General features: G+C 43.7%; 8 protein-coding genes. 4 read left to right on the top strand and 4 right to left on the bottom strand.

Going from position 1 to position 12,379, the window contains the following annotated elements; translation table 11 throughout:
- Positions 1-185: 185 nt before the first annotated feature.
- The 3 genes from lpxA (at position 186) to AAJP47_RS10465 (ending at position 3,033) form a co-directional block, all read left to right on the top strand.
- Entirely contained in the window at positions 186-965 is a 780-nt protein-coding gene (gene lpxA, locus AAJP47_RS10475) for an acyl-ACP--UDP-N-acetylglucosamine O-acyltransferase (RefSeq protein ID WP_346717871.1), read from the top strand.
- 386 nt (positions 966-1,351) lie between these two features.
- Positions 1,352-2,869, top strand: coding sequence for a sodium-dependent transporter (locus tag AAJP47_RS10470; protein ID WP_346717870.1), 1,518 nt, complete (start codon positions 1,352-1,354; stop codon positions 2,867-2,869).
- Between the two features lie 29 nt (positions 2,870-2,898).
- Positions 2,899-3,033, top strand: coding sequence for a methionine/alanine import family NSS transporter small subunit (locus tag AAJP47_RS10465; protein WP_346717869.1), 135 nt, complete (start codon positions 2,899-2,901; stop codon positions 3,031-3,033).
- A gap of 116 nt (positions 3,034-3,149) precedes the next feature.
- Here AAJP47_RS10465 and tgt read toward each other — a convergent pair whose 3' ends face one another.
- Both tgt and asd read right to left on the bottom strand, forming a co-directional pair.
- The gene (gene tgt / locus AAJP47_RS10460; RefSeq protein ID WP_346717868.1) at positions 3,150-4,301 is read right to left on the bottom strand and encodes a tRNA guanosine(34) transglycosylase Tgt; all 1,152 of its coding nucleotides are present in this window, start codon (positions 4,299-4,301) and stop codon (positions 3,150-3,152) included.
- A gap of 208 nt (positions 4,302-4,509) precedes the next feature.
- The gene (gene asd, locus AAJP47_RS10455; RefSeq protein WP_346717867.1) at positions 4,510-5,643 is read right to left on the bottom strand and encodes an aspartate-semialdehyde dehydrogenase; all 1,134 of its coding nucleotides are present in this window, start codon (positions 5,641-5,643) and stop codon (positions 4,510-4,512) included.
- Positions 5,644-6,079: 436 nt separating this feature from the next.
- On the opposite strand from asd, the gene AAJP47_RS10450 reads away from it, so the two are divergent.
- Complete coding sequence (locus tag AAJP47_RS10450) at positions 6,080-7,210, top strand: endonuclease/exonuclease/phosphatase family protein (RefSeq protein ID WP_346717866.1); 1,131 nt, start codon at positions 6,080-6,082, stop codon at positions 7,208-7,210.
- Positions 7,211-7,654: 444 nt separating this feature from the next.
- Here AAJP47_RS10450 and AAJP47_RS10445 read toward each other — a convergent pair whose 3' ends face one another.
- Together AAJP47_RS10445 and AAJP47_RS10440 are read right to left on the bottom strand one after the other, a co-directional pair.
- Positions 7,655-9,049, bottom strand: coding sequence for a peptidylprolyl isomerase (locus AAJP47_RS10445; protein ID WP_346717865.1), 1,395 nt, complete (start codon positions 9,047-9,049; stop codon positions 7,655-7,657).
- 173 nt (positions 9,050-9,222) lie between these two features.
- The gene (locus tag AAJP47_RS10440) at positions 9,223-12,324 is read right to left on the bottom strand and encodes an LPS-assembly protein LptD (protein ID WP_346717864.1); all 3,102 of its coding nucleotides are present in this window, start codon (positions 12,322-12,324) and stop codon (positions 9,223-9,225) included.
- Positions 12,325-12,379 lie beyond the last annotated feature (55 nt).

The raw sequence follows: 12,379 nt of genomic DNA, 5'->3' as shown, positions 1-12,379 counted from the left end.
GATTTATATTCAAAAATGAGGTTCAAAGTTGGTTAGTATGTCTAAAAAGATATATTAAAGTGGTCGATAAAAAAGACAATCCATCATTATATTTAGCAAAAAAGTAATTTTTTTGTTTACTATAAAGACACTGGCTACACTTGTTTTACTATTTATTCGCATAAAATGATACAAAGGCCCACACTATGAGTCAGATTCATCCTACAGCACTCATCTCACCATCCGCTCAGATCGATGAGACTGCTATTATTGGTCCCTATTGTATCGTCGGTGACGAAGTGACCATTGGTGCGCATACGGTGTTGCATCGACATGTGGTTGTGACCAAGTTGACGCGTATCGGTCAGCACAATCAGTTTTACCAATTTGCAAGCATTGGCGAAGATCCACAAGATTTGAAATATGCTGGTGAACGTACATGGCTTGAGATTGGCGATCACAATACCATTCGAGAGGCTTGCAGTTTACACCGCGGTACCGCCCAAGACAGTGAGCTGACCAAAATTGGTAGCCATAATCTGCTGATGGTCAATACTCATGTCGCTCATGATTGCGTGATTGGCGATCATAATGTACTGGCAAACAATGTCGGGGTGGCAGGGCACGTTACTATTGGCGACCATACTATTATTGGCGGTAACTCAGGCATTCATCAATTTTGTACGGTTGATGACTATAGCTTGATTGGCGGCGCCAGTTTGATTTTAAAAGACGTCGCTGCCTTCACCATGGTATCGGGTAATCCTGCAAAAGCTCATGGTCTCAATGTCGAAGGCATGCGCCGAAAAGATTGGTCGAAAGAAACCATTGATGTTTTGCGTCAAGCCTACCGTACTATTTTTAGATCAGGTCTGACCACAGCAAAAGCGTTGGAGGTGCTACATGGTGAGTTACTCTCTCAAGAGCCAAAAGTTCAATTATTGATTGATTCATTAGAAAACAGCCGTCGCGGGGTGGTACGCTAACTATCCACATAGTAGCTGTTAAAAACTAACTATTAAAAAGAGATTGCCAAAAAGTGACTGTTAAAAATTAATTCTTAAACGATTGCTATTGAACAAGGATTATTAAACAGCAATTATTAAAACAATATCGAGTATTGATTGTTTAATTAGTTAAGATATTACCAGTTAGCATTAGCAATATAAAAAGCCATAACGAATCGTTATGGCTTTTTATGTTTAGAATTACTTGACTTTTTTGGTCGCTTAGCAGAAACTTCCTAATCATGTACAGTTAGATTCTAGTAACTTATTTTAACCAACCGCTCATTTATAGTCTCTTTAAGTATCTGTCTTTTACCGAGTTTGATAGCTTAAAGGGAACTGCAATTGAATCTTAGGAGTGTCGTATGGCAGAGCAAAGGGAAAATTGGTCCAGTAGAACTGGATTTATTATAGCCGCTGTCGGTTCAGCCGTGGGGTTAGGAAATATATGGCGTTTTCCGTATGTGGCTTATGATAATGGTGGTGGGGCATTTATGGTGCCGTACCTTATTGCCTTATTGACCGCAGGTATCCCGCTATTATTTTTAGATTATATTGTCGGTCACAAGTATCGTTCTGCGCCGCCGCGTGCTTACAAAAAGATGGTGAAAAACGCCCAGTTTATCGGGTGGTGGCAGACGCTGGTTTCCTTTGTAATTGCCATTTATTATGCTGCCGTTATTGTTTGGGCCGGTAGTTATATGTTTTTCTCCTTTGGTCAAAAATGGGGCGAGGATACCACCACTTTCTTCGTCAGTGATTTTGTCCACCATACCGGGGATTTAAGCTCAGTATTTGTACCACAGATGTTTATAGGGCTTGTCATTGTTTGGGCAGTTGCCATGTTGATTATGTTTGGCGGTATCCGTAAGGGTGTTGAGCTTGCCAACAAAATCTGTATTCCATTGCTGATCGTGTTGTTTGGTATCATGGTATTCAAAGCAATCACTTTACCAGGTGCTGAAGTTGGCCTAAATGCCTTCTTTGAGCCAAACTGGGAAAAAATGAAAGATCCTAACGTTTGGCTTGCTGCTTATGGTCATGTGTTTTTCTCGCTATCGGTCGGTTTTGGTATCATGGTGACCTATGCCTCCTACCTTAAAAAGAACACCAACCTGACGGGTGCAGGCCTAGTCGTCGGTTTTGCCAACTCTTCTTTTGAGTTGATTGCTGGTATTGGTATTTTTGCTGCTATTGGTTTTATGGCAGTGTCAACTGGTCAAGATGTGGCAGAAGTTGCCAGTGGCGGTGTTGGATTGGCATTCTTTGTCTTCCCAAAAATCATCTCTACCATGGGGGCCAGTGGTGATTTCGTTGGTTTCTTATTCTTTGGTTCTTTGGTCGTCGCGGGTATTAGCTCGTTGATCAGTATTCTTGAAGTACCTATTTCTGCATTCCAAGATAAGTTTGATTGGACACGTAAAAAGGCTGTTGCTGTGATAGGCGGTGCTTGTGCGGTTATCTCTATCGTTGCGTTCTCTACAGGTAGCTCGCTGGTATTGGTCGACGTGATCGATCACTTTGCCAACAATATTGGTATCGTCGCTGGTGGCTTGATGTCAATTGTTTGCGTAACATGGTTCAATCGTCAAAAAATCCCAGGTTTACTCGATCATATCAATCGCATCTCTAGTGTTAAGTTAGGCGGCGCTTGGGTATTTATGCTAACGGTCATTACACCAACCGTTCTAACTATTGCTTTGGGTCTTAAACTGATCGATTTGATGCAAGAGCCGTATGAAGGCTACTCAACCACCATCCTATTGTTATTCGGCTGGGGCATTGTGGTATTCTTCGGGTTAGGCGCGTTTATCCTTACTCGTATCAGAGGTCGTCACGATGATGAGGATGATAAATCTCGTTTGATTGATGATAGTCTCTAACCAGATTGAAATTTTAATAGGAATTTATTATGAGTACTTCAGCGATTATTTTTATGATTATTTCAATGCTGCTTATATGGGGTGGTTTAATTGCTGCCATTCTACATTTGAGAAAGCATCCTGATATTCCAATGGATCAATTACCTGATGACCATATCTACTAAAATCTTTGCGCTTATAAAGATTTTGGTTATCAAAAATAAAATGCCAGTCAGTTTTCACTGACTGGCATTTTTAGGTTTTAAACTTTTAAATAAAACAATTAAGAGCTTTATTCACATTAGCGAAGGTTTAATTCTGGAACCGTTTGTCCGCGTTTGCTATAAAATTCGTTCACAAAGGCATCGAAGTTATCTTCTTCGATCGCATCTCTAATACCTTGCATCAAGCGCTGATAGTAACGCAAGTTATGAATAGTCGCTAATTGTGCGCCCAGCATCTCTTTGCACTTGTTAAGGTGGTAAAGATAAGCGCGACTAAAGTTTTGGCAAGTGTAACAATCGCATTCAGGGTCTAGTGAACCTTCGTCATTACGATATTGGCTGTTACGGATGCGTACCACGCCGGCGTTGTCTGTATCGCCTGTCACAAAATAATGGCCATTACGCGCATTACGGGTGGGCATGACGCAGTCAAACATATCTACGCCGCGGCGCACGCCTTCAACTAGATCCTCAGGCTTACCAACGCCCATCAAATAGCGCGGTTTGTCTGCTGGCATATCATCAGGGAGGTAATCTAATACATCTATCATCTCCTCTTTAGGCTCACCAACTGATAGACCACCGATGGCATAACCGTCAAAGCCAATATCGAGTAAACCATCGAGTGACTGCTGACGCAAATCAGGATACATACTGCCTTGTACAATACCAAATAATGCGTTGGTGCTGCCCAGTCTGTTATGCTCGTCGACACAGCGCTGTCCCCAACGAAGTGATAATTCTAAAGACTTCTTGGCTTCGTCATGAGTGGCTGGATAAGGGGTACACTCATCAAACTGCATGACGATGTCTGAATTCAAGCTGTATTGAATCTGCATGGATTTTTCTGGAGACAAGAAAACCTTGGCACCATCGATAGGTGATTTAAAATTGACACCTTCTTCTGTAATCTTGCGCATGGCCCCAAGGCTAAATACTTGAAAACCACCTGAATCAGTCAAAATCGGCTTGTCCCAATGCATAAATTTATGCAGACCGCCAAATTTATCGATCACTTCCGTACCCGGACGTAGCCATAAATGAAAGGTATTTCCCAAAATGATATCCGCACCGATGGCTTCGATATCGCGTGGCAGCATACCTTTGACCGTACCGTAAGTGCCGACAGGCATAAAGGCGGGCGTTTGCACGTCGCCGTGATTGAGATGAACCGTACCACGGCGCGCACGCGTTTCGCCGCTGGCCGTTTTGTGTAAGACAAATTGCATATGATAACCGCTATTTAAGCTATGAAAATAGCGCCAATTATAGCATTGTTGGCTGTTTTTTTGGATAAGTATGTTTGTACCTGAGCCATATAATCACAGTAGGGGACTGACAGGACCCATTGTCCTTACTGTTTTTAGTGTGACTCACTGCCATAAAAAAAGACAGCCGTGGCTGCCTTTTCTTGTATCAAGCTTTAATGGTTTTAGATTAGCGGTTTTGTTCTCGGATGATGTTTAGCATGCGGCGCAATGGTTCAGCGGCACCCCATAATAGCTGATCACCGACCGTAAATGCACCCAGATATTCAGGACCCATATTCAGCTTACGTAGGCGTCCTAAAGCAACGGTCAGCGTACCAGTTACCGCCACGGGTGTTAAGCGGTTGATAGCGGCTTCTTTGTCATCTTCGACCACATCTAGCCATTCATTACCGCTATTTTTAAGCGCAGCTTCGATTTCCTCTAACGGAATGTCTTTTTTGAGCTTGATAGTCAGACCTTGCGCATGGCAGCGCATCGCGCCGATACGCACACACATACCGTCGATAGGGATGGTATTGGTGTCATTATTACCAAGGATTTTATTGGTTTCAACGCCGCCTTTCCATTCCTCTTTTGACTGTTTGTTTTCTAGCTGTGCATCGATATAAGGAATCAAGCTGCCAGCCAATGGCACACCAAAGTATTGCTTAGGAAAGTCAGCTGAGCGCTGGGTCTGCGCAATTTTCTTATCGATATCTAAAATCGCACTGGCAGGATCGGCCAGCTCATCTTTAACCGCATCATGCAACACACCCATGCCACTGATCAACTCGCGCATGTTGTTGGCACCAGAGCCACTTGCGGCTTGATAAGTCATCGCGCTAACCCATTCAACCCAGCCTTTATTAAACAGCTCACCGATTGCCATCAGCATTAATGATACGGTACAGTTACCACCAATGAAGTCTTTTTTACCATCCGCTAAAGCGCTATCAATCACCGAGCGATTGACTGGATCAAGAATGATGATGCTGTTATTTTCCATGCGCAATGTACTTGCCGCATCGATCCAATAACCATTCCAACCGCTATCACGTAATGGCTGATGGACTTTTGAGGTGTAATCTCCACCTTGGCAGGTAATAATCACATCACAAGCGGCTAGGGCATCAATATCATGAGCGTCTTTTAATTGGCTGGTTGCAACACCTTCAAAGCTTGGTGCTTTACCACCTGCGTTGCTGGTCGAAAAAAACACGGGTGTGATACCGTCGAAGTCTTTTTCTTCAATCATGCGCTGTATCAACACTGACCCAACCATACCGCGCCAGCCTACCAAGCCTACTGTCAAATTACTCATGCAATCTAATCCTATTTACCGTTATTTATTCATTGCCAGCCGACAATATTTATTCGTTGCTAGTCGGTAACAATGCCGTGAATGGCCATAAAAAGCAAGACGTTTCGGCAATTTTTCGTGCACTATTAACTGTGGTAATTATAACTTTAAGTTATTAACATAATGCCAGTACCTACTGTCTTTATAGGGGCTCTTTATAGGATCTATCTTATCTAAAAGTAAGAGGCGTTAGCTAATGAACAGCCTATTCTAAACCCGCAAAATTGTAACGTTTTACGACAGTTATCGCATAATTAATACGCAATGAGTAGGCGACAGTCTTATGAGATGATAAAGTAGCCTATCATTTTTGTTCAATTAAAAAAGCGCCTATCTTTGGGTTTGAGGTAAACATCATCGCAGTTTTTATTATTCTAATAAACGGTTAATACATATTATGGATTTCTCATTATTATATTACAGTGCACAGTGGCTAGCAGGATTCATCGCGTTTGTAACAATTTGGGGCTGGATACCACTTGATAATTGGTGGATACGTTGCGTTGATTTTCCCCGCATTCAGATTCTGGTATTAGGAATCATTGCGTGGGTTGGGCTGGTGATGTTTGGGTCAGAGTGGGAGCTTGGGCAGTGGGTATTGTTCGTATGTTTGAACATCACTTTAGCGTTTCAGCTTAGAATGGTTTTGCCTTATACCAAGCTATGGAAAAAAGAGGTGAAAAAAGCAACCGTGAAGCCAGAAGGTGACTTTTATCATCTTAAAATCATGGTCTCAAATGTTTTAACGCCCAATGATGACACGCAAAAATTGGTTGATTTGGTGAATAAAAACCAGCCCGATATTTTAATCACGCTAGAGAGTGATAAGAAGTGGGAAAAAGCTTTGGGTCAAATTGAACCTGATTATCCTTATACGGTAAAAATACCGTTGGATAATTTGTATGGTATGCATCTTTACTCAAAGCTTGAACTGATTGATCCTGAAGTCAAATATTTGATGATTGATGACATTCCCTCTATTCACACACAGTTGCGTCTTCAGGATGGCAAAGTGATTTGGTTATATTGCTTGCATCCTATGCCGCCAAGTCCCACAGAAGCGGACAAATCCACCACTCGCGATGCTGAGCTATTGATGGTGGGCAAACACATAAAAGAGAGCGGACACACAGCGATATTGGCAGGCGATCTCAACGATGTGGCATGGTCAAAAACGACCAGACGTTTTCAACGTATCTCAGGGCTGTTAGATCCGCGTATTGGTCGCCATTTTATCAACACCTTTCACGCCAGCTATCCGTTTTTACGTTGGGCGTTAGATCATCTTTTTCACAGCGCCTGCTTTACGGTGGTTGATATCCGGCGTTTGCCTTCGATTGGCTCCGATCATTTCCCAGTCATGACGACGCTACAATACGAGCCAGCAGAAGAAAGCCAGCAAAAGCAAAATGCGCCGACTGCACAAAGCGAAGACATTACAGAGACTGATCACAAAATAGAAGAAGGCAAAGAAGAGGGCAAAGTACTCTCAACCGAACATGCAGAAGAGCAAAGAAAAGCCGATTGATAGAGTGTTAGTGATAAGGCCAAAGTGATACAGCCTTTGATTGTGTAATGTACTACAAGAATGTAAGCATATGCTTACGTTAAATAAGGTCTTTAGCGTCTAGTGACATGAAGGGGTTTGGCCTACAATAAATTCATCAACAAAAGGATAGGCAAGGATGCATTGTTGAGGCAGATATCTAAACATTCAGATCAGCCCGCTGTCGTTTAGATGACTGTTTATGACTTAGGATTAGTCAATAAGGAGCAAACAATAATAAGAACACGAAGCGTTATAGCCCTGAACCAATCGCCCTAGGTTCGGGGCTTTTCTTTGTGTCAGTTTTACTTATAAAGCCTTGTATAAGCTTTACTAAAAAAGGGTACATGCATTGGCACGTACCCTTTTTTGATTTTAATATACTAATAGCGCTGATTTTATGTGTTTTGCTAAAATCGGTAGAGACTATCCAAGCACTTGAATATAAGCACCAGCGCGTAGCTCTTGTAACCAATCTTCTTTGGCTTGCGGCGCTAAACGTTGATAAAGCGCTTGGCGTGCCATATTGCGACGATATTGCTCACTCACATCTTGCTCACGCTTGCCTTCTACTTCTAAGATGTGCCAGCCAAACTGAGTTTTGAAGGGCGCAGAGTAATCACCAACCGTGGTATTTTTCATGACCGCTTCGAATGGTGCAACCATATCTGATTCACTGACCCAATCAAGATCACCACCGCGACCCGCTGAGCCTGGATCGTCTGAATAGGTTGAGGCTAAATCAGCAAAATCTGCTCCATTACGCAGTTGACCATACAAATCATTAATCTTTTGCTCAGCCAGTGCATCTGTCTGTAGCTCATCGACTTTGACTAGGATATGACGCGTATGCCACTGCGGTACTAGCATTTTGTCACTTTCTTTTTTATCAGCAAGCTTGATGATATCAATACCTTCAGGTGTCACTAACGGTGCGCTGACCGCGCCAACTTCAAGCTTGGTAATCTCGCTTGATAGTTCAGTAGGTAGAGACGCGGCTTGATGAAAGCCCATGTCGCCACCCTGCAATGGAATGGGATAGTTGCCCTGACTAGCAGCAACCGCTTCAGCCACATTCACATTTGGTTCAAGCAGACGGTCGCGTAAATTTTGTGCCACTTGCAATGCTTCTTGACGTTGAGCATCTGATAGGCGGCTATAGTCATCTATATAAGGAACGCGTACATGGATGGTCTGATACTCGCTCTGGTTCAGACGCTTGGCTTCAGGCGAAGCCAAAAACGCATCGATATCCTGCTCGCTAATGCGTACACGGCTGCTGATTTGACGCTGTTGTAAAGCTTGAATGGAGGCTTCTTCTATCAGCTGAGCACGTAGCGCGGCATAACTGCCAGGTTGCGCGGCATCTAAGCGTTGTTGCAATTCTGAGAGGCTGCTCAGTCCTTCTGATTGAGCAATTTGACCAAGGCGTTGATTGATTGCTGCTTCGTCAGGGTTTAAACCCACACGCTTGACCATAGACAGTTGTAGCTCACGTAAGATGAGCGCGTTTAATACCTCAGACTGCAATTGTGGTGAGTTTTCAATAGGCTCACCAGCCGCTTGGGCGCGAGCTTGCGTTTGTGTAATGGCATCGATCAAGTCACTTTTTAAAATCGCGTTTTCATTGACCAAAGCAATGATACCGTCCGTGCTATTGGCTGGTGTCAAACGATTACCACTGCTTTGTTCAGCTGTGGTTGCCGCTTGTGCTGTCGCAGGCTTAACAGTAGCCGCTTGGGCGCTCAGTGTCAGCACAAGGCTGGCACTCATAGACAGCAGTACAAAGCGGCTGGTCTGACGTAAAGAAAAAACTCTCATGATGCTCCTCATCAATGTCATCACATCGGATGGTAGTCGGTTTACCCTATCTCATATGCTCGGTGGCACAGTATCAGATAGGGTTGTCCATAATAGGATTACAAACTGGGTAATAGAAAAGGTTCTATAAATATTTATGCAAACGATTTTTCAATTAATCGAAAAATGATTTATCAGTCTTTCCATGCCGTTTGGACTGGTTCAAAGCCCAACACTTTATCAGAAAGCAAGCGGGTTAAGCGACTGCTACCACTGCCAAGGCCGTTTAATCGAATCTCAGCCATAATCGCTTGTGTGGGTTTGTCTTTAACGTTTAGGTCATTATAGTAACGACGGCCATAAACTGCAAAACCAAAACAGCAATCTTCATAATCAACGCCCACCAATGAATCCAGCATTTTATTACGGTTATAATCGTATTGACCTTGTGCCAATACCCGCCAGCTATTATTGATAGGGAAGACGGCAGACGCGGTAAAGGCAGAAAGCGGTAGCTGGTTGGTGTTTTCATCACGTTGGCGTTTGACATATCCCACGTTGAACAAACTGTTTTCTGACGGCTGATAACGCAATTCAGTCGTAATGTAATTTAAATCATAACTGTTGGTAAGCGCGCCGCTGACATCCACCCAAAAGTTGTTATAAGGCTGCGTGCTCGTGTCCCAAACCATGCCTGAAGAAGAAGACGTAAAGACAGGTTGTTGATCATCAAGCGTAACGCGCCCATTATCAAGATAGAACTGCTCTGCTATGCTACCATCAAAACGTGTCACACCCGTTGCGTCGATGTAACGATAGTTGATGCCAGGGGTCAGTGAGTGCAAATCTTGCAATCGATCATGACCCAAAAACCAGCTGTCCGAAAACAGTTGCTCATAGTTAATAGACGCAATACGGGTATTAAAGTTGGGCAGCTCGTTTTGATCTTTATAAGGCGAATAGGTGTATTTCAATCGCGGGCTAAGCAAGCGATAGCCGCCCATGGTATCGTCAAAAGCGCCAAATGGTGAACCGGCTTGATAGAAGTTCAATCCAGCGTCAATACTGGCTTGCGGCACAAATACCGATTGGCTGCCATCTTCATCGCTCAGCTGATTGTCTTCCAAGCTGTCTTCGTCATAAGACGTATAAAGATGCTGCAAGCTTAGCTTGGGTCTGACATAGCCCCAAGAGCTTTCGATGGGATAAACGGCACTGAGTTTATTATAAAGACGCGCACCACTTTTTTCATTTTCAGACCCATCATCAATCGATTTTTTGAAGTAAGCGGAGTCTTGTACACCCGTAACATCAAAATTCTCAAACCAAGGCAGACGATAATTGAGCTTGAGCTGCGGTAGCCGTGAGTAAGGCTTGTCTTTGTCTTGTAGAGGTTGACCGCTGTCGGTAAACGCATCCAATGTCTGGAAAGTTTCTACTTTCAACTCGCCATCGACGTAATCATTATAATAATTGACGCGCGCTCGACGTGGTAAGTTAATGGTGCTGTCTGATAAACCCAACGTATCGAAATCATTGAGGTAGTCGGCGTCCGATACATAGCTGTATTTGGCATCACCGCTCAAACGCGGAATGTCTTTAGACGTCCAATAGTGATCATAGAAGAAGCTGGTACGATCTTCATCATCATAGTTTTTGTCATTAGGTAGATACGAGCCGTTAAAAATACCTTCGCCGTAATTGTCAGTTAAGTAACGAAACTCACCTGAGAGCATGGGATTGCGATCAGTGTAAATGTGGGTATTAAGGGTCGCATCATAGTTGGGCGCAAAGTTGAAATAATAGGGCACATCAATCTCAACACCGCTTTCACTACCGACACTAGCGCTCGGCAATAAAAAGCCGCTACTGCGACGACTGTCAATCGGGAAGTTGAAATAAGGCAGATAAAACACGGGTACATCAGCAATACGGAACGTGGTGTTATACGCTTCGCCTCGACCCGTATCTGTGTCTAAATCAATGCTTTTGGCATCAAACTGCCACTTACGATTGGTCGGCGGGCAGGTGCTAAACATTACCTCATCTAACTCATACTGAGTGTCATTGGGTTTGTTTAGGCGCTTGGCGTAGCCATGGGCTTGCAGTGGTACACTCGCAAATGCCACATCATTGGCGGTTGATTGTCCTGTTTCTGTGTTATAGGCCAAGCTGTCGGCCACACCAATCAAACCACCTTTGGATGCTTGTTCTTTAATATTGTTTTGAAAATTGGTTCGAGTAGCATTTGAGGTATTGGCTGAGGCGTTGTTGCGTGGTTGTTGATTGCCAATCGCTTGGTCGGTAAACATGACTCTACCTTCGGCCGCGGCAACGCCTTGGTTTAAATCAAGCACGACTTTTTCTGCTTCTATGTGCTGGTTGCCTTGATTGATAATGACGTTGCCTGACAGTTCCGCATAATCAACACTGTCATAATAACCATAGTCCGACTCTGAAAACAGCGGGGCTTGATTGTTCGGTATGCCGTTTAGATCAGGTGCTGGCTGACCAGTCGCTGCATTCGTCTCATTGACAGCGCGCTGATAGTTGGGATTGCGCTTTGGATATACCCATTGACCTTCACAGCGTTGGGCGCTATCGATATCACTTGGCAACAACTGTAAGTTTTTACCCACTTTAGGAATGGTTTCTGCGCTAGGCGCTAGGGTGTTTTCGACAGTATCTGTTTCAAAATCTGCGGTCTGATCCGCTTGCTCTAAGGCTGAGGTTTTATTCTCACTGCCAGTCACATTACCAACATCAGTGTCGGGTGTTAGCTCATAAAACTCGGCCAAACGCATTAGACTGTCTTGAATACTTTCATCACTAGCTTCACGTTTATTGCTATTTGTAGCAGGGGCAGCTGCTTCATTAACCTGTCCATTACTCGTCGTTGACGTACTTACTCTTGTGGCAAGACCTGTCTTAGAGGACGAAAAAGACGTTACATCATCGCTGTCTTCAATATCGGTTATGTTCAAAGAGCGGTTGTCTAAAACCCCTTCCTCTAAATTAGTGTCATTTAAATCACCGCTTTCTAATCTACTATTGTCTAAAGCGCTGTTGTTTTCTAAAGCGCTATTATTTTCTAAAGTACGATTGTTTTCTAAAGTACTGTTGTCCAAACGACGGTCATCAGAATCAGCGCCATAACGGGCGCTACTGTCCGTGATTGGTAGTTCAGTTTGCTGCGAGTCAACATCATTGGGCGCCGCATTAACAGTAAGACTGGATAAGCCTAGGGCGCCAAATAAGATCAAACGGATGCTTTGGTAAAGCGGAGAATATAACAAGGGCACACCTATGATTGCAGAGCCTATTGGATTGCGGTACTAAGTTTAGAGCCGT

The sequence above is a fragment of the Psychrobacter halotolerans genome (assembly GCF_039680845.1).
Taxonomy (GTDB): Bacteria; Pseudomonadota; Gammaproteobacteria; order Pseudomonadales; family Moraxellaceae; genus Psychrobacter.
This window is presented reverse-complemented; position numbering and strand designations above follow the sequence as displayed.

Coding starts and splice junctions, on each gene's coding strand:
- lpxA (WP_346717871.1), top strand. CDS start 186: ATGAGTCAGATTCATCCTACAGCACTCATCTCACCATCCGCTCAGATC.
- AAJP47_RS10470 (WP_346717870.1), top strand. CDS start 1,352: ATGGCAGAGCAAAGGGAAAATTGGTCCAGTAGAACTGGATTTATTATA.
- AAJP47_RS10465 (WP_346717869.1), top strand. CDS start 2,899: ATGAGTACTTCAGCGATTATTTTTATGATTATTTCAATGCTGCTTATA.
- tgt (WP_346717868.1), bottom strand. CDS start 4,301: ATGCAATTTGTCTTACACAAAACGGCCAGCGGCGAAACGCGTGCGCGC.
- asd (WP_346717867.1), bottom strand. CDS start 5,643: ATGAGTAATTTGACAGTAGGCTTGGTAGGCTGGCGCGGTATGGTTGGG.
- AAJP47_RS10450 (WP_346717866.1), top strand. CDS start 6,080: ATGGATTTCTCATTATTATATTACAGTGCACAGTGGCTAGCAGGATTC.
- AAJP47_RS10445 (WP_346717865.1), bottom strand. CDS start 9,049: ATGAGAGTTTTTTCTTTACGTCAGACCAGCCGCTTTGTACTGCTGTCT.